Annotated in this window: 17 protein-coding genes; 1 reads left to right on the plus strand and 16 read right to left on the minus strand. The window is 42.5% G+C overall.

What is annotated here, in order from left to right:
• Nucleotides 1–174: 174 nt before the first annotated feature.
• Entirely contained in the window at nt 175–2,082 is a 1,908-nt protein-coding gene (locus OFN91_RS04865; RefSeq protein ID WP_270873472.1) for a zinc finger-like domain-containing protein, read from the minus strand.
• A 150-nt stretch (nt 2,083–2,232) separates the two neighbouring features.
• Between OFN91_RS04865 and OFN91_RS04870 the strand changes: the two genes are divergently transcribed.
• Nucleotides 2,233–2,811, plus strand: a complete 579-nt coding sequence (locus OFN91_RS04870; RefSeq protein WP_270871415.1) for a PAS domain-containing protein — start codon at nt 2,233–2,235, stop codon at nt 2,809–2,811.
• Between the two features lie 771 nt (nt 2,812–3,582).
• Here OFN91_RS04870 and serC read toward each other — a convergent pair.
• The 15 genes from serC to serB all read right to left on the minus strand — a co-directional run bounded on the left by serC (nt 3,583) and on the right by serB (nt 18,876).
• Nucleotides 3,583–4,668, minus strand: coding sequence for a phosphoserine transaminase (serC, locus tag OFN91_RS04875; protein WP_270873473.1), 1,086 nt, complete (start codon nt 4,666–4,668; stop codon nt 3,583–3,585).
• Nucleotides 4,669–4,684: 16 nt separating this feature from the next.
• Nucleotides 4,685–5,854 (minus strand): exodeoxyribonuclease VII large subunit, encoded by a 1,170-nt coding sequence (xseA, locus tag OFN91_RS04880; protein WP_270873474.1) that lies wholly within the window; start codon nt 5,852–5,854, stop codon nt 4,685–4,687.
• Nucleotides 5,847–6,563, minus strand: coding sequence for a bifunctional demethylmenaquinone methyltransferase/2-methoxy-6-polyprenyl-1,4-benzoquinol methylase UbiE (gene ubiE, locus OFN91_RS04885; RefSeq protein WP_270873475.1), 717 nt, complete (start codon nt 6,561–6,563; stop codon nt 5,847–5,849). Before ubiE ends, xseA begins: the two co-directional genes overlap by 8 nt.
• 8 nt (nt 6,564–6,571) lie before the next feature.
• Nucleotides 6,572–7,990, minus strand: a complete 1,419-nt coding sequence (locus OFN91_RS04890) for a CYTH and CHAD domain-containing protein (RefSeq protein WP_270873476.1) — start codon at nt 7,988–7,990, stop codon at nt 6,572–6,574.
• A 48-nt stretch (nt 7,991–8,038) separates the two neighbouring features.
• Nucleotides 8,039–8,449 carry a Fur family transcriptional regulator gene (locus OFN91_RS04895; protein WP_270859690.1) on the minus strand — a complete coding sequence of 137 codons (411 nt, stop codon included), beginning with the start codon at nt 8,447–8,449 and terminating at the stop codon, nt 8,039–8,041.
• 56 nt (nt 8,450–8,505) lie between these two features.
• Nucleotides 8,506–10,356, minus strand: coding sequence for a 1-deoxy-D-xylulose-5-phosphate synthase (gene dxs / locus OFN91_RS04900; protein WP_270873477.1), 1,851 nt, complete (start codon nt 10,354–10,356; stop codon nt 8,506–8,508).
• A complete protein-coding gene (gene hisC / locus OFN91_RS04905; RefSeq protein ID WP_270872802.1) occupies nt 10,356–11,456 on the minus strand; it encodes a histidinol-phosphate transaminase in 1,101 nt (366 codons plus the stop codon). Before hisC ends, dxs begins: the two co-directional genes overlap by 1 nt.
• Nucleotides 11,456–12,532: a prephenate dehydratase gene (gene pheA, locus OFN91_RS04910; RefSeq protein WP_270859693.1), complete on the minus strand. Its 1,077-nt coding sequence runs from the start codon at nt 12,530–12,532 to the stop codon at nt 11,456–11,458. The genes hisC and pheA overlap by 1 nt, the downstream gene beginning before the upstream one ends.
• A complete protein-coding gene (lysA, locus tag OFN91_RS04915; RefSeq protein WP_270866703.1) occupies nt 12,532–13,737 on the minus strand; it encodes a diaminopimelate decarboxylase in 1,206 nt (401 codons plus the stop codon). The genes pheA and lysA overlap by 1 nt, the downstream gene beginning before the upstream one ends.
• A gap of 47 nt (nt 13,738–13,784) precedes the next feature.
• Complete coding sequence (locus OFN91_RS04920) at nt 13,785–14,831, minus strand: LptF/LptG family permease (protein WP_270859695.1); 1,047 nt, start codon at nt 14,829–14,831, stop codon at nt 13,785–13,787.
• Nucleotides 14,828–15,385, minus strand: coding sequence for an aminoacyl-tRNA hydrolase (gene pth, locus OFN91_RS04925; protein WP_270862155.1), 558 nt, complete (start codon nt 15,383–15,385; stop codon nt 14,828–14,830). Before pth ends, OFN91_RS04920 begins: the two co-directional genes overlap by 4 nt.
• Before the next feature lie 7 nt (nt 15,386–15,392).
• Entirely contained in the window at nt 15,393–15,929 is a 537-nt protein-coding gene (locus tag OFN91_RS04930) for a 50S ribosomal protein L25/general stress protein Ctc (protein WP_270868834.1), read from the minus strand.
• A 100-nt stretch (nt 15,930–16,029) separates the two neighbouring features.
• The gene (locus tag OFN91_RS04935) at nt 16,030–17,250 is read right to left on the minus strand and encodes a type IV pilus twitching motility protein PilT (protein ID WP_270859698.1); all 1,221 of its coding nucleotides are present in this window, start codon (nt 17,248–17,250) and stop codon (nt 16,030–16,032) included.
• Entirely contained in the window at nt 17,250–18,260 is a 1,011-nt protein-coding gene (locus tag OFN91_RS04940; protein WP_270873478.1) for a transaldolase, read from the minus strand. Before OFN91_RS04940 ends, OFN91_RS04935 begins: the two co-directional genes overlap by 1 nt.
• A complete protein-coding gene (gene serB, locus OFN91_RS04945; RefSeq protein ID WP_270859700.1) occupies nt 18,253–18,876 on the minus strand; it encodes a phosphoserine phosphatase SerB in 624 nt (207 codons plus the stop codon). The genes OFN91_RS04940 and serB overlap by 8 nt, the downstream gene beginning before the upstream one ends.
• Between the last annotated feature and the right edge of the window lie 29 nt (nt 18,877–18,905).

Raw genomic sequence — 18,905 nt, forward strand, 5'->3', positions numbered from 1 at the left:
AGAAAATAAAGCAAAATAAGCCAAGCCTAAATTTATCGAGCTTGAAACTGGGAGAAAAACTATACACAAAAGACAAACGCTGACTATAAGTAATTGAATATGTATATATCTCTTATATTTTTTTAAATCAGTTTTTATTAAGTGCATTATTCAAATTCTTTATACTTTTCTATATTATTCTAAATTCTGCTTCTTTTTCACGGCTTCGTAAATTTCATCTACGCTGGTTAAATTCTGCTCGATAAATTTTTGCGCCCTTTCGCGGGTTTTGCGCCCGAAAATCCCGTCTTGCTTGGCTCCGACAGCCTTTTGGATAAAGATGATTTTCTCTTTTTGACTGATATTTACGCTATCGTTTGCATCGCGGATTATCACGACGCTGAAATTTCCCTCGTCCTTTATCGCTACGGGCGCGCTCGCGCTATCCCCAGAACTAAATTTCGCGCACAGCTGGCTGGCTAAATTTTCAAATTTGCCCGCAAGCGCGATTTTTGGGACGCTGTTTTTAGCCGCTAGTGCCCCATACACGCCACCAGCTAGCACAAAAACAGCCAAAATTTTCGCAAATTTCATAAACGCAGGGCGATTTCGCAGACTTCTGCGGTATTCACTTGGGATTTCGCGCTGTTTTATCAGCGTCCAAACGCTACTTAGCCCCCACAGCGCCGCACCGCACACGCTAGCGCTCAGAGCGAAAACACACAACGCGCCCAAAATCCCCACTAGCGCGCTTTTGCCTAGCGCCCCCGCCATAAATCCACACGCCCCAAGCGCGCCTAGCACCCATACTATCGCGCCTAGCACGCCCCACACGGCGCGCGAGTGCGTAGGCGAGACCCTATCTAAACAGCCCCTTATCATCGCGCTCATATTTCGCGCCATTTCATCGCCAATGAAGCCCTCGCATGAGCGTTTTACGATATTTGCAGCCTCGTCCTCGCTAGGATTTGGCGCGCTAGCGATTTTTTTCATCGCGCTATCAAGCACGGGCTGAGCGGAATATTTCTCGAAAAATCCATAAGCCTGACGCGCACTCATACCGCCTTGGGATTGAATTTTGACCAAATTTATGGCGTCATCGGCGAATAAATCATCGAAAATTTTAGGCTTTATAAAGATACTAAGCGGATTGCCAAAGCCCACCAAAACATAATTTTTATCAAAAATTTCAAACCTTAGCTCGACGACCTTGCATTTGCCGATATATTCGGCCTCGCACGCACTTTCGCTAAGCTCTTCCCCGCTTTGGGTAAAGGCGATTTTGCTAGCAATAAATTCTAAATTTTGCGCGCACAAATACGCCAAAAATTCATCATTATAAGCGATTTGGCGCAGTCCGATTCTAGCGCTTGCACTTGCATTTGCGCAAACGCTTCTAGTGCGGATAAAAAAGCCATTTCCCGCGCATACTTCGCAATCGCTCCAACCAGCCCCGTCGCAGGCTTTGCACTTCAATTTCCCCGTGCCAGCGCATTTTTGGCACTCTTCATAGCCCGCGCCACCGCATTTTTGGCAGGTTTGCACGCCCTCGACCATTTTGGTAGAGCCGTCGCTTTGCTCCTTAATGTATGTGGCTGGGATCTGACCTGCACCTGCGCAGACAAAGCAGGGTTGTTTGCCCGCACCCTCGCATGCTGGGCAATCTTGCGTGCCTGAACCTGCGCATTTTTTGCAGGCGATTTTGCCCTCTTGGGCGCATTTTTCGCAACCCTCATAGACACTAAATGGGCTAAATGAATAATACCTTTGCTGTGCTTGCGCGCTTGCGATTGCCGAATTTGCGCCCTCTCTTAGCGAGCTAAGTAAAATTTCATGCAGTTTTTGGCTGTTTTTGGCCTCGCTCATACACTCGCTTGCATGCGCTTCAAACCCCGCTCTATCCTTGCCAAAATGGATTGAGGCGTTTTCTCCACCGGCTACGACCTCATCGCTAAATTCGCCGTCAAATTCCCATTTAATGGAAATTTTGACCTCGCTAGGGAAAAAGTCCCCCCTAGCATTACGCAAATCGCTGGCCTTGGCAGAGTTTTTGTCGATTAAATTTCGTAATTTTTGTATCAGTGCTTCGTATATTTCGTCCATTTCATCGCCTCAAATTTAATCCCTAATTATAATCAAATTTAGCTTTATTAATTTTCAAATTTCGCCCACCAAGGCGCAACTAGGATAAAAATTTTGTTTTATAAGCAAATTTAAATTATAATCGCTTTATAAAAAAGGAAAACGGACAAAATGAAAAAACCAACCCCCATAAACGAAGAAATTCGCTTAGAACCAGATCGCTACATCGTATCCAAAACCGATACCAAGGGCTTTATCACCTTTGCCAACACTTATTTTTGCTATATTTGTGGATACAGCGCCGATGAGCTTCTAGGCTCGCCACACTCGATTATACGCCACCCAGACATGCCACGCCTCGCCTTTAAAATGATGTGGGACGAGATAAATCAAGGGCATGATTTTATCGCGCTGGTTAAAAATTTAGCCAAAGACGGGCGGTATTATTGGGTGATGACAGAGTTTCGCCCATACCGCGATCCCCTAAGTGGCGAGATTTACGAGCATACCGCATACCGCAAGGCTCCACCACGCTCTGCGATTGAGACAATCGCGCCGATTTATGCCAAGCTTTTGGAGGCTGAAAAAACAGGCGGAATCAAGGCTAGCAAAAAAATTTTGGACGAGCTTTTAGCTAGCAAGGGCAAAACTTACAAAGAGTGGATTTTGGAACTTACCCTGCGCAAAGATACATTTACCGATAATTTTTTCCGCACGATGAGAAATATCTTTAACCGCGGCGAGATTTGAAATTTTGCGTTATTCATTATCGTTGTAAGGAACAATAGCGACAAGGCAATCCAAAACGGCGAAGCCGTAACGAAAAATAAAACCAGCTAAATTTAGAAAAACGAAGTTTTTCTAAATTTAGCCACTTCTAAGGTTTTGCAGGGGAAATTCGCACGGTGCAAAAGGCGCGAACAGCGCTTTTGCGTGCGAATTAAATGTGGGGAGGGTAGCGTCTCGCAAAACAAGCGAAGCGCTCAGCGTCAGCCGATGTTTCCTTGAAAACCAGCGTAGCGGTGCAAGGCGGAAGCCAAAGCAGGTTTCCCCAGAGCGCAACGCGCGAAGCAGAGCAAACAAGCGCGCCCTCCCCTTACAAGAAAAGCAAAATTTTGCCTAAAATTTAAAAAATCGTTCAATGCTAAATTTAAGTAGAATTTAGAATTTAAATTTTTCTGGATTGCTTCAAATTTGCTACGCAAATTCTCGCAATGACAGCAAATTTGCATACTTTAAATTTTAAAGTCGTAGATTGCTTCGTCGCTATCGCTCCTCGCAATGACAATAGCGAGCAAAATTTGCATAATCTGTCATTGCGAGAATTTGCGTAGCAAATTCGAAGCAATCTACGAATTAAAAATTTAAAGTCAGTTTTTTTGCAAAATTTGCCTAAATTACTTCGCCCGTTGCGCTTGCAATAAGAATAATTTCGGTGCAGTGTTTTGGAGTTTGCGCTAGCGGAATTTGAAGAAAATGGCTAAATTTAGCCTTTGCCAAATTTAGCCCAAATTTTAAAATTTAGCCGTTTTTACGGGCGAATTCGTTCATAAACTCCACGAGAGTTTTGACATTTTGCGCTGTGATTGCATTGTATAGCGACGCGCGGATTCCGCCTAGCACGCGGTGTCCTTTGAGCCCAATCATACCAGCCTTGCTAGCCTCATCGATAAATTTCGCCTCAACCTCAGCCCCGCTTGCGATATTAAAGCTAATATTCATCAGGCTTCTGCTATCCGCTCTCGCATGCCCAGCGTAAAATCCGCCACTCGCGTCGATTGCCTCGTATAAAATCGCAGCCTTTTGCTCGTTGCGCTCAGCCATTTTGGCTAGGCCTCCAATTTCGTTTTCGATCCACTCTAACATCAAATCAAGCATATAAATTCCAAAGGTATTTGGGGTATTATACATAGAATCGGCGTTTGCTTGGGTTTTGTAGCGCAAAATCATAGGCGTGCTGGTATCATCAGCCCTATCAAGCAAATCCTCGCGGATCGCCACCATTGTTACACCTGCCGGACCGCCATTTTTTTGGATACCGCCATAAAACAGCCCCACGCTTGAAATATCCACAGGCCTAGAAAACAAATCGCTCGAACTATCCACGACTAGCGGGCATTTGCACTTCGGTAGAGCCTTATACTGCGTGCCATAAATCGTATTATTCGAGCAAATATAGCCATAATCGGCGTCGTCGCTGAATTTCACCTCTGGGATATGGTCGAATTTGCTCTCTTTACTACTTGCGATTACGCGGTGATTTATGCCTAAAATTTCCGCCTCTTTTATGGCTTTGTTCGTCCAGTTGCCGGTGTTTGCGTATTCAGCGTAGCCTGTTTTTGTCATGAGATTCATAGGCACTTGCGCGAACTGCAAACTGCCACCTCCTTGCAAAAACAAAATTTTGAAATTCTCGCCAAAGCCATAGAGCCGTTTTACGCGCGCCATTGCACTATGTAGGACTTCCTCGAAAATTTTGGTGCGGTGGGAAATCTCGATAATCGAATATCCATGACCCTTGTAGTCGGTAAATTCGGCCTTAGCGTGCTCTAAAACGCTTAGCGGAATCGTGCTAGGACCAGCGCTGAAATTAATAACTCTACTCATTTTGCCTCCTTGAAATTTAATCTAATATTTGCGCCTCTTTTTTAGCATTTTGCGATACAATCGCGATTTTATCGCCATTTTTTAACTCTTCTAGGCTGATTTTTTTGCCATCTTTTTGGATTTGCACTAAATCTTTTGTGAGCTCAAAATAGCTTGCTTTTTGTTTTAAAATTTCATTTTTTAGCTCGATTTGGTGAGTTAAATTTGCAAATTTGGCGTCGATTGTGTTTTTAAATTTAATCTCTAAATTTTGCAAATTTAGCAAATTTTGCGTGATTTTGGTATCCACAGACTTGCTTTTTAGCTCGAAATATCGCATTTTAAGCTCACTATGCAAATTTGCGATTTTTTCGTTTATAAATTTTCGTAGCTGATTTTCCGCGCCGTCTAAATTCTGATAAAGCGTGGAAATTTCAGGCAATAAATCCACCATAGCCGCTGTTGGCGTGAGCGAGCGATGATCTGCGACAAAATCGCTTATGCTAAAATCTATTTCGTGTCCCACAGCCGAAATTATCGGCGTTTGCGCTGCATAAATTTCGCGAGCGAGCATTTCGTCGTTGAAGCACCACAAATCCTCTTTGCTACCACCTCCCCTTGCGATAATAATCGCGTCATACCCAGCACTATCAGCCCTGCGCAGTGCCGATATGATCGAGCTTGGCGCGCTAGTTCCTTGCACCAAAGAGTTGTAAATATCGATTTTAAGCATAGGAAATCTATCGTTTGCTACTCTAAGCATATCCGCGCACGCAGCCGATCCTGCGCTCGTAATAAGCGCGATATGGCGAGGAAATTTCGGAAGCGGTTTTTTGCGCGACGCGTCGAAAAGCCCCTCGCCAGAGAGCTTTTCTTTAAGCGCATTAAAGCGCATTTCTAGCTCGCCGGCCCCAGCTTCTCGCATTTGCGTTACTTGGATTTGATACGCACCAGAGGCTGGATAAATCGTAAGTTTGCCCGTTAGCACGACACGCATGCCGATTTTTGGCGTGAAATTTAGCTTTTGATTGGCGAAGCGAAACATAGCGCAATTAAGGGCTGAGTTTTCGTCTTTTATCGTAAAATACCAGTGTTTGCTTATACTTTGCTCGCTAAATTTCGAGATCTCGCCCTCGACCTCGATACCAGCAAAGGTCGTTTCTAGTAGCGCTTTGGCCTTTTCATTGACTTCGCTGACGCTAAGCATCGCGCACCTTTTTGGCGATAAAAAGCGTGCTCACATCGAAGCTAAATCCCTTTATCACAAGTGGCTCAAAGCCCGAATTTATGAGCTTTTCTTTGAAGCTTGCGGTGTCTAGGAAATTGCCGATTGAGCTTGGCAAATACTCGTAAGCTTCCTTGTTTTTCGAAATCGCGCCACCAATTAATGGCAAAATTTTGCTGACATAAAAATCGCGCATTTTAAATACTAGCCCGCCGTTTTGGGCTTTGGTAAATTCTAGCACTACGACTAAGCCACCTGGCTTTATCACGCGGTTAAACTCGCGCAAAGCTTCATCTAGGGCCACTACATTTCGTATGCCATAGCTGATACTTACGATATCCACGCTAGCGTTTTCTAGCGTCGTTTGCGTCGCAGTCGCGGTGATAAAGGTGTGGTCTTTGAATTTCTCTTTGGCTACGCCTAGCATGCCCACGCTTGGGTCAATCCCTATGATTTGCTCGATTGAAACGCCGTGTTTTGGGGCTAATTCCTCCCAAATTTTAATCATATCGCCAGTTCCACACGCAATATCGGCGATTTTGACATTTTTACTCTCGCATAGACTAAGCGCACTATCCACGCCTGCTTTGCGCCACGAAGTATCCACGCCAAGGCTGATTGCGCGGTTTGCCTTGTCATAAGTAGGCGCGATTTCATCGAACATTTTTATAATTTTTTCTTGTTTTTCCACGATTTTTCCTATCTGTATATTTTGATTTTTGCAATTGCTTTTTTTATGGATTTTAAAAACTCATCTTTGTGAGCTAAAATCTCGCTTTTTAGGGACTTTGTCTTGGCAATTAGCTCGTTATTTAGAGCTAAAAGGTATTTAAAACTCTCGTCGTTTTTATCGCTTGCTTTTTGATACATGGCGATGAAATTTTGCCAAATACTCACATCTTGGAGCGCACCAAAGCTCTCTTGCGCGATTTTTACCTGCTTGTAAGCCTCGCTGATCCTAGCGCTCTCATAAATCCTAGCGCAAAATTCAAGCTCGTAGCGGACCTTTTTTAGATAAATTCGCGCATCGTGAAATTTGGCGATTTCACTTTTTTCGTTTAATTCGCTAATCACGCCTCTAAGGGCTTTTAACGCCTTGTTTAGGCGATTTGAGATAAATTTTTTGGCGATTTTTTCATACTCTGGGCTAAGGTAAATTCCGCCTAAATTTTTCAAAAAATCCTCAAATTTAGCCCTAAATTTATCAAATTCAGCGTCGCTTAAAGCTCTTTTTGTGCGCTCATTGATACTGCGCCCAAGTGTATTCATCTGCGCTCCAAAGTGCGCCGGGGCGGAGTTTTGCACCAAAAATTTGCTAAATACTTCGATATCTCGCATTTGATTTGTTTTGCCGACGATGTTTTTGAGATGAGTTAAAATTTCATCAGTGATTTTTGGCGCGAAAAGCGGAGCGAAAAATTTCACCATAACCCGCATTTTGCGCATTGCAATGCGAAATTTATGAAGCGCTTCCTCATCTTTGGCGCACATATATTCATCGTGCGATTTTAAAATTTGCGAATAAATTTTAGCAAAAATCACGCCAGCACTTTGCGCGCTATCGGCGTATGGCGGGATTTGAAATTTTATATCGTCAAATTTTTCAAAAACGCTTTTGGCAAAGCCATAATTTAGCTTTTCGCAAGGCTTGCCAAAACGCGCTAAATAGCGTGTTTTGTAGCGAAAATCATCGCTGATATCTAAAAATTCGTGCTCGCCAAATGTTTTGATAAAATCAAACTTCTTGCTAGCTTCTTCGCTTTTGAAATTCGCAACTAGTGTGATTAGCGTAGATAGCCTACCAGAATAAATTTCTAGGTGAAAATCAGCCTGAGAATTCGCAAAGCCATAACGGCATTTTTGCACCATTTCGCCCTGCATATCGGCCTTAGCTTCGCTAAAATCGTCTTTGGAAATTTTAAATTTCAAAGCCTCGCGGATGAGATCTTCTTTTTTATGATGAAGCGTGAAGGTATTGTTTTCGCAGACATAGTAAATTTCGGGCGAAAATGATGTATAAAACCAGCTAACATCGCTTTTGCGAAGTTTGACGCCAGCATCTTGCAATGCAAATAAAATCGCCCTATCATAAAGTAGAAATTTGCGCTTTGTCTTCATACCCACTCCAAAAATAAAATGGGTAATGATAGCAAATTTAAGCTTATATTACCTACAAAACTCGCAGTCTTCAACTGTGGCTGTGATATTTAGTTTGCGGACAAAATTTTTAAGCTGTTTTTCGACACTGGTGCGCATATCGTCCATAAAAATATCGCCCATAAACATATCGCTGACATTTCCGCATTTTTCGCAAACGACATGCATGTGCGGGGTGTTGTAGATATCGTATCTTGGCTTTTGGTTTGGAGTATTTACCTCGACAACCACGCCCTCATCAAGCAATCTATTTAAATTTTTATAAACCGTAGCAAGTGAGATTGATGGGTAATCCTCTTTAATCCCGTCATAGAGCGAGTCGATATTTGGGTGCTCGTGGCGGTCTAGCACTTTTAGGATACAAAGGCGTTGTGGCGTGGCTTTGAGCCCGCAGTTTTTGAGCAAATCTACATGTGTCATAATGTCGTCCTTAGATAAAATTTACTCATTATATGCAAAAAAATATTAAACTAAAATTATACTAATTGATAATTTTTTGTATTTGATATTACCTTTGCCAAATTTTGCGCGTCTAAACCTAGCGATTTCTCCACATCTGCGGTGCTTCCGTGCGGTAAAAAAATATCGTCAAATTCATAAGAAATAATTTTTACATTTTGAATATTTTCCTCTTGTAAAAACGCGCCTAGTATTTCGCCCACACCGCCTTTTTTCATACTTTGGCTAAATACGAACCAAATTTTGGTTTTTTTCGCTAAATTTAGTAAAAATTCTCTATCCAGCGGCTTTACAAAGACCAAATCAACAATATTTACGCTCATTTTATCATTTAGGATTTTTGCTACCTCGCACGCCTTGCCGGTGCTATCTCCATAGCCGATAAATGCGATTTGGCTAGTCTCACACTCTTTGATAAATCTCGATTTTAATGGCGAAATTTCAGGAATTTGCCCGAAATTTGGCTCTAAGCTTTGCATCGTAAAACTTCCGCGCGGATAGCGAATCGCCAAAATCCCCTTATGCTCGTGCGAATACCTCATCAAAGCCCTAAAACTCGCCTCATCGCACGGCGCACACATGCTTAAATTTGGAACCCCGTTAAATAGACTGATATCAAACACGCCCTCGTGCGTCTCGCCGTCCTCGCCCACGATTCCAGCCCTATCCATGGCGATTACTGCGTTTAAGCCCATAAGCGCTAAATCGTGGATTACTTGATCGACTGCGCGCTGCATGAAGGTCGAATATATCGTAATGTATGGCCTAAAACCCTCTTTTGCCATTGCTGCCATTGAGGTTATCGCATGCTCCTCGGCAATCGCCACATCCCAAAATCTATCAGGGAAACGCTCAATTAGCGCGTCTAGCCCAGTCCCGCTTGGCATAGCAGCTGTTACGCCAACTACATCAGAGTGAGCCTGCGCTAGCTCCAAAAGGGCTTCTTGGTAAATTTTTGTAGCTGATTTCGCGTCCGATTTTTTCTTAAATTCGCCACTTTTTATGTCGAAAGCTCCCACACCATGCCAGTTGCCGTCGTCGTTTTCGCTGTTTTTATAACCCTTGCCTTTGATTGTTTGGATATGCACGATTACGGGCTTTTTAGCACTCTTTGCGACCTTAAATGCGCTAATTAGATCGCCTAGGTTGTGTCCATCAACGGGGCCGATGTATTCAAGGCCAAGCTCCTCGAAAAACATGCCAGGAATTATGAGTTTTAGTGAATTTTCAAAGCGCCTTGCCATGTATGTAGCACTCTCTGGCGCGTGAGATAAAAGCTCTCTTATGCGCGATTTAAATTTTTGATATGTCTCGCCCGCCATCATCTGGCTAAGATACTTGCTAAATGCGCCGATTGGCTTAGAAATGCTCATTTTGTTATCATTTAGTATGATTACGCAAGGCAAATGCAAATCCCCTAGCTCGTTCATCGCCTCATAAGTCATACCCCCACTCATCGAGCCGTCCCCTACTAGCACCACAGGCACTCTGTCTTCGCCTTTGAGTTTGATCGCCTTTGCTGCGCCCACAGCTAGGCTAATCGAGGTGCTAGCATGCCCAGCTACGAAATAATCATGCGCGCTTTCGCTAGGCTTAGTATATCCGCTAAGTCCGCCAAATTTACGCAAAGAGCTAAATTCGTCCCAACGCCCAGTCAGAAGCTTGTGCGCGTAGCTTTGGTGGCTGACATCGAAGATAAATGGATCTTTTGCGCTATCAAAAACCACATGCATAGCCACTATCGCCTCGACAGCGCCCATATTTGAACTAAGATGACCGCCGTTTTGGCTCACGACTTCGACAATTCTGGTGCGAATTTGCTCACAAAGTTCGCTAAGTTCGGTTAGGCTTTTGTTTTTGATATCCACTATAACAACTCTTTTAAGGCTTTAAAAACGCGCGAATTTTGCTTCGGAAGCCCGATTGTAATGCGAATCGCGTTTAATCCATAACTCTTTAAATTTCGCAAAATTATACCTTGTCGCAAAAGAGCGTCGCAAATTTGGGTTGAATTTTGATTTTCGCCTAGCATAAATGTTATGAAATTTGCATAACTTGGTAGAAATTTAATGCCGTTTTTGGTGGCAAATTTTTCAAATTTTTTCATCTGCTGGAAGTTGTTTTGCAAGGTCTTTTGCACAAATTTATCATCGCCAAGTGCCGCAATCGCCGCTGCTAAGGTCGGCGTGGTGATATTAAATGGCGGGCGCAGTTTATAAAGCGCGCTAATAATTCCACTCTCACCAATTCCATACCCCACTCTCATGCCCCCAAGCCCATACGCCTTAGAAAATGTCCCAAGATAGAGGGCGTTTGTGAAATGCGTGGCTATAAATTTAGGGTCAAGGTGCTTGTTTTTGTCCTTAAATGTGGCAAACTCGTTATAAGCTGCGTCGATGATGACGAGGGTGTCCTTATCCACGCTAGCGATAAATTCGTAAATTTTCTCAGCGTCCAAACACTCGCCAAGAGGGTTGTTTGGCATACACAAAAATATCGCTTTTATCTCGTTTTTATGCGCCTCGTAAAGCGATTTTAGCGCCTCTAAATCGTGCGAAATTTCTTTGGTTTTATAAATTTTGCCCTCGCAGTGCCTTGCGTAAATGCCATACATCGCAAAGCTTACCCCTGCTTGAAGTATCGCAAAACCCTTACTAAGCACGCTGTGAAGGGCAAATTCGATGATTTGATCGCTACCTGCACCGATTATGATATTTTCGCTTTTTACGCCAAATTTCGCCGCTAGCGCGTCTTTTAGCTCAAACATACTATCATCAGGATAAAGATGAGCACAGGTGGCGCATTTTTTAATGGCTTTTTGCGCTTTTTTGCTAGATCCAAATGGATTTTCGTTGCTAGCTAGTTTTAGCACATCTTTTTTCTTCACGCCAAATTCGCGCACCACTAGCTCGATTGGCTTTCCAGCCTCGTAATTACTCAAATCGTCCAAAAATTTGTTAAATTTCATTATTCATCTCCATTTAAATAGCTTCCAAGCCAAGTTATTTCATGAGCGTGGCGAGTGGCGTTTTCTAGCACTCTAATCACACCCTCATCGTCGATATGCCCCTCAAAATCGATATAAAACACACTTTTGAAATCATGCGATTTAATCGGACGGCTCTCTAATTTAGTCAAATTTATCCCCTCATTGCGAAACATTTGAAGTAACTCCACTAAACCACCCGGTTTATCATCGGTTTTAGCCAAAATGCTGGTTTTGTTGCGATCGCTTCTTTGGTTTTTGAAGTCGCTTAGCACGAAAAATCTCGTGCGATTGTTTGCATTATCCTCGATTTTTTCATACATTACAGGCACGCCATACAGCTCGGCTGCGATTTTAGAGCAAATCGCTGCTGAATTTGGGGTTTCAAGCGTGGCTTGGGCAGCTTTGGCAGTGGATTTGGTGGCTGTAAATTTAACCCCGCTAAGTCCGTGATCGTCTAAGAATTTCAAGCATTGATTATAGGCTTGCGGGTGAGAGAAAATCTGCGTAATCTCGGCTGTTTGCGTGCAGTTTGTAACCAAAGAGTGGTGGATATCCATATAAATTTCGGCTACGATTTTGACCTCTTGATATTTGCGCAAACAATCCAGTGTAACGCCGACTGCGCCTTCGGTGTTGTTTTCTATGGGCACGACGCCGTATTTGGCCTCTTTGGTGATTAGGGATTTAAACACTGCCTCGATGTTTGAGAGTGGCTCATAGGTGCTAATCGCGCCAAATCTAGCCTTGGCTGCTTGGTGAGTGTATGTGCCAAAAGGCCCCAAAAACGCTACGACTTGCGGTTTTTCTAAATTTCTAGAAACTGAGAAAATTTCAAAAAATATCGCCTCAATAGCCTCTTTGTTTAAATTTTTTAGCTTTACCCCATCAAGCCTAGAAATTATCGCACGCTCCCTTTCTGGGCGATACACGGCGCTTCCTGTGGTCTGCTTCAATTCGCCGATTTTTTTGACATAATCCATACGCAAATCAATCAAACGAATAATCTCATCGTCGATTTTATCAATCCCTACGCGTAAATCTTCTATGCTTTTCATCACTCTTCCATATATTTTTTTTCGTTTGCAACGAGATCCTCGAAACTCTCTCTGGCTCTGATTAGGCGATCCTTGCCCTCGCTAATAGCCACCTCAGCTGGACGCGGGCGCGTGTTGTAGTTGCTAGACATGCTAAACCCATACGCTCCTGCGCTTTTTATCACCAAAATATCGCCGTGGTCTAAATTTGGCAAATTTACATTTTTGGCTAAAAAATCGCCACTCTCGCAAATCGGCCCTACGATATCACAAAGCGAGCTTTCGCCCTCTTTTTGCACTGCTACGACCTCGTGATAGGCTTGATATAGACTTGGGCGGATTAGATCGTTCATAGCTCCGTCTGTGATGACAAAGCGTTTGGCGCCGTTGTATTTCTCGTATAAAACGCTAGTGATAAACTCGCCCGCATTTCCTACGATAAACCTGCCCGGCTCGCATGTAATCGTAACATCTAAGCCACTTAAAACAGCCAAAATTCCTTGTGCATAATCATACAAACTAACCTGTTTTTCGTCTTTGTAGCGGATTCCAATCCCTCCGCCGATATCGAAAAATTTAATCTCAATCTGCGCTGCAAGCAGTTCGCGCAAAAGATCGCTTACGATTTTCGCTGCATCGTGGATCGGCGAAATGTCAGTTAGCTGCGAGCCTATGTGAAAGTGGATTCCAACTGGATTTAAAAATTCAGACTTTTTGGCGTAAAGATACATAGCGCGCGCATTATCAATGCTAACGCCAAATTTGTTTTCGTTAAGCCCAGTAGAAATGTATGGGTGGGTTTTGGCATCGACATTTGGATTTACGCGGATACTAATCCTAGCGGTTTTGCCCAAATTTTGCGCGATTTTTTCTAGGCGATACATTTCGGCTTCGCTCTCTAAATTTATATATAAAATTTCGCTTTTTAACGCCTCTTCTAGCTCGTAATCTTGCTTCCCCACGCCTGAATATATGATTTTATACGGATTTGCCCCAGCTAGTAGCGCGCGTCTGACCTCGCCGATACTCACGCAATCAAACCCGCTTCCTAGCCTTACTAAATGTTGCAAAATGCTTAAATTTGAGTTTGCCTTAATAGCGAAGCAAACTAGCGATTTGCGCGCTGCAAATGCACCTTTTAGCAATTCATAATTTTTCGTAATCTCGTCGAAATCATAAACATAAAGTGGAGAGCCGTATTTTGAGACTAAATTTTTGTAATTCATATATTTTCTTTCGGTAAAAAATTTTGCCCATTTTAGCAAATTCGGACTTAACGATGCTTAAAAACCAGCCAAATCGCAAATACTAAAAGTAGCAAAATCGGCACAATAATGCCTAATTCTGGGAGTATCACGCCATTAAGCGAGAAGCGAATCAGCACGAAAAACAGCCCCCACGCACACAGCGTAATGATAAAAAATCCAAAACTCATAAGAGCTAGGTTAAAAAACCTGCCAGTAATCGGAAAATAATAATAAAGGATTAAAATCATAATCGGCGCAAAAAGCGGGAAAAATATCATATTGTATAAATTTGCCTTGATTGAATTTACATTGACGCCCTGGTTTGCGAAGGTTTTGATAGAGCGAATCGCGTCTTTGATCGAATAGACATTGCTCGTATCATACACGCTTTCGATCGAGCTTGGGTTAAAGCCTCTTAGCATGGCTTCGTTTTGGATACTTTCCCTTTTTAACCCAGCCTCGCCAAGGCTTAAATTTGTAGGAATTTGGGTTTTTTCGCCCTCCCTAAATTTCCATTCTTTCGCGCTGTATTCGCCGTTTTTAGCCCAAATTCTACTTTGCAACTCGCTAGCGTTAATATCAAATGCTATCATCTCATCAGCGTGGTTTTGGTGAAGTCCGTTGATATAGACATATTTGCCTTCGTATTTGAGAAACATCTCAGGCCCTACCGGGGTAAAATCCGTCAAATTCTTTTGAAATTTCAAAGCATAGGCAAAAGGGGTGGTATTTAGATAAATATATCCTAGCGTGATAAAAAGCGATATCAAAAATGGCGGGATTATCAGGGCGTTTTTGCTCACGCCAAGGGCGTAAAAGCTGATAAGCTCGCTACTTCGAATCATGTTAAAAATCATTATAATTAGCGCAAAAATCAGGCTTAATGGCAAAATATAAGTAATCGCCACGCCAGCTGTTAGTGCCACATATAAAAGCCCTGTGTTGGCGCTTTGCGGGAAGTCTTTGAGATTGGTTAAGACATCGATTCCCACATAAAAAAAGTCCAAAGCTACAAATAAAATAAAAAAATATTTAAGATAAACAAGGCTTACATATTTGGCATACAGCTTCATTGCGCAACCTTTTTTATCGTGAATTTTTGCGAAATTTCATCTATATCGCTGCGAATTAGCTCATTTACAGCCTTTTTGGCATACTCTAAAATTTGGCTTAGTTTTTCTGTATCATCGTCCCCAAATTTAGCCAAAACAAAATTTGCAGCGTCCCAGCCTTCTGGCTTTTTGCCCACGCCGATACGCACTCTTTCATATTCAGTCCCGATTAGATTGTCGATTGATTTAAGCCCGTTGTGCCCACCAGCACTTCCGCCAAGCTTAAATTTAATCGCACCCAAAGCCAAATCAATATCGTCGTGGATTACGATAACTCTATCAGGTTTGTAAAAATCGCAAACCGCTTTGACAGCATTTCCGCTTAAATTCATAAAAGTTTGAGGTTTAAGAAGTAGAAGTGAGCCTTTTTTATAAAGCTCACCCTGGAATTTCGCCCCGCTAACATCGCTAAAACCGCCATTGCTTAGCAGAGCGTCGATTAGCATAAATCCTACATTATGCCTAGTGTGAGAATACTTCTCCCCTGGATTACCAAGTCCGACGAGCAGTATCATAGCTCACCTATTTAGCCGAAGTTACTCCGACAACTGCAACAGAGCCATCCATGATAATGCTTACGCCATCTTTTACAGGGATATCGCGAACTAGGATAAAATCGCCTAAATCTAGATCTGTAACATCTAGCGTAAAGCTATCTGGTAGATCTTTACCAGCGCATTTTACAGCTAAGCGGCGTTTTGATTGGACTAAAACACCTTTGTTTTTTAGGCCTTTTGCGATACCTGTTGTATAAACTGGAACAAGATATTTGCTAACTACATTGTCATCTACAACGCGTAAATCAACATGAGTTAGGGCGTTTGTTACAGGGTGTTTTTGGTATTCTTGCACTACTACTTTGTATGTGCTATCGCCCACTTTTACCTCGAAAGGCAAAGTATTTTTGCTGCGAACTGCTTTGATAAAATCGTTTGTTTTAAACGCAGCATTTATATTTTGTAATCCTTTCGCATAAATATTAGCGATTAGATAACCATCTCGTTTTAAAGACTTAGAAGCCTTTTTACCGATACTATCTCTAACGATACCTTCTAACATGAGTTTTCCTTTAAAAAAAATAGGGGCTGATTTTACTAAAATTTAACTTTAATATAGCTTTATAAAAGGGTGCTAGCAAGAAATTCTTGCTAGCGTAAATTTAACGACGAATATCTTGGAGTTGAACGACCTCTTCTGCGAGTTGATCTGGGATATCCTCGCCGTTTGCGAGCATAATACCGCGTTTTTTCGCTAGGTCTGCGTTTTTCATTTTTAGCTCTAAGTCGTTGCGTTTAGAGGCCTTATCAAGGGCTTCATCTCTCGTAATCACCTCTTGGACATACAGATCAAGTAGGTGTTGATCGAAAGTTTGCATACCATAAGTATTGCGTCCATCAGCGATTGCGTCTGGAATTTCAGAGTCGCGTCCTTCTAAAATCATATCTCTAATACGGGTATTTTTACGCAAAATTTCAACTACCGCCACGCGTTTTCCATCAATTGTGCGTGCAAGGCGTTGTGAGATTACAGCCTCGATAACGCTAGCTAGTGTCATACGGATACGCTCTTGCTCTGCTTGTTCAAACATCGCAACGATACGGTTGATTGTCTCTTTGGCGTCGATTGTATGCACGGTAGAAAAGACAAGGTGACCAGTCTCGGCAGCATGAAGCGCAGTCTCAATCGTCACAAGGTCACGCATCTCGCCCACGAAGATAACATCTGGATCTTCACGAAGCGCAGCACGAAGCGAATCAGCAAAAGTGTTGCAGTCCTCGCCGATAGCGCGTTGGTTGATGATACATTTATCATCTTTGAAAACGAACTCAACCGGATCTTCAATCGTAACGATATGGCTCGTTCTAGCGTGGTTTATGCGATTTAGCATAGAAGCGATTGTGGTTGTTTTACCGCTACCTGTCGGACCAGTTAGAAGCACGACGCCGCGCATAGCAGTATCGCAGATCTCTTTGATACTTTTTGGAAGTCCTAGCTCATCAATTGTAGGAATTTTAACTGGAATCGTTCTAAATACCGCACTTACGCCGTCAATTTGAAAAAAGATATTTACACGAAAGCGGTATTCGTCGTTTAATTTGTATGTAAAATCCACACTTTTGTTTTTAATCATCTCTGGGAAACGAGTTTTTAAAAGCTCTTTTGCCAAAGTCATCATATCCTCTTTAAGATAAGGATCTTTTGTAAATTTTACAAGCTCACCATTAATCCTACCGCGCACCACAGAACCTGCTTTTAGGTGCAAGTCGCTACCGCCATTTTGAACCAAAAAATTCAAAAATTTATCAAGTCTATCGCGTTGCTTAAAATCCAGCGTGCTTACATCGACTTGATATTGTGAATAATCAATTGCGTCAGCCATTATTTCTCCTTTTCAAGTGTTGTCATAATCTCATCAAATGCTTGTTCAAAAGCCACTAAGCCATCTTTTAAAAGCTTTTTGTAAATTTTATCCATATCAATGCCAGCCTTTTGCGCGACATCAGCGAAAAATTTATCAATTTCCTCATCGCTAAATGGAGTTTTTGACTCACATTTTGCCCCTATAAAAGCCTTGATTGTATCAAGCGGGGCAGTATTTACGCTAAGCGGATACAAAAGCTCTTTTATATAATAATCCGCAGGGATTTCGCCACCTTTTACCCCCGTGCTAGCAAAAAGCGCCCTAACAAACGGCAAATTTTCCTTTGCGATTATATTATAGCATTTCGTAGCGTTCATAATGCCGATTTTTGCGGGCTCTAAGCCAGCTTTTTTCATATCCTCATCAAGGGCTCTATCAAAACGGCTAACAAAAATGCTAATCACAGATTGCGGAAGTTTTACGCCTTCAAATTTAGCCGCGAACTCGCTTGTGCCCTCTTTAATCGCTTCTAGGCATTTTGTGGTTTGCTCTGGCGAGAAAATCAAGGTCGCATTTACATTTATACCGCGCCTCGTCAAAGCTCTCATCGTCTCGTATCCAGCCTGGGTCGCTGGGACTTTTATCATCACATTTGGCATGGCAATTTGCGCGAACAGCCTTTTGCCCTCTTTTATCATAGCCGCTGCATCATCTGAAATGCTAGGATCTACTTCAATGCTAATAAAGCCGTCATCGCCCTTAGCGTAGTTTGCCAAAAGCGCGTTTGCGGCGTTTTTGATATCAGTTATAGCTAAAATTTCATAAAGTTTTTTTGTGTTTTTGTGCGCAAATTTCGCCTTTTGCGCGCCGTAAGCTTGGGAGGTAGTAATGGCGTTTTTGAAAATAGAGGGATTTGAGGTCGCGCCATTAAATGTGCCTTTTGCGAGAAATTCGCCAAATTCCTTTGCGATAAAATCGCGCTCGATAAAATCGCACCACAAGCTAAATTTGATATCGTCGTTATACATATTGCATTATCTCCCTTAAATCTTTTTTATCCACGCAATGAGTTGCCTCTTTTTTCAAAATTTCATTAGCGCAAAACGCGATTCTTAGCCCCGCTTCTCTAAACATCGCCACATCGTTTGCCCCGTCTCCCACGCACATAACCTCATCTGCGCTTAAATGCAAAATCGCTTTGAGCTGTTGCAAGACCACGCCTTTGGAGTAGCCAAACATCATCTCTCCACCCACATGACCGGTTAAAACGCCGTCTTTTCGGTGCAAGATATTGGCAAAACTCGCATCAAATCCTAGCACCTCTTTTGCCCAGTCAGTCGCCACATGAAATCCACCGCTAAACACCACGACGGTAATTCCCTTGGCTTTGAGATAGCTTATAAGCTCTTTTGCGCCTGGCACAAAGGGCAAATTTTGCGCGATTTTTTGCATATCGCTAAATTTCATACCCTTTAAAAACATAGCCCGCTCTTGCAAACTCTCGAAAAAATCAATCTCGCCCGCCATTGCGCGCTTTGTAATCTCTTTAACCTCTTTTTCTTTTCCTACGCTTTTTGCAAAATTCGTTATCGTCTCCCCGTCCATAAGCGTAGAATCGAAATCAAACACACAAAGTTTTATCATTAAATTTCCTTTATAAAAAAAAGCAATTA

This window comes from Campylobacter sp. JMF_08 NE1 (assembly GCF_027737875.1).
In the GTDB taxonomy this organism is placed as follows: Bacteria; Campylobacterota; Campylobacteria; order Campylobacterales; family Campylobacteraceae; genus Campylobacter_B.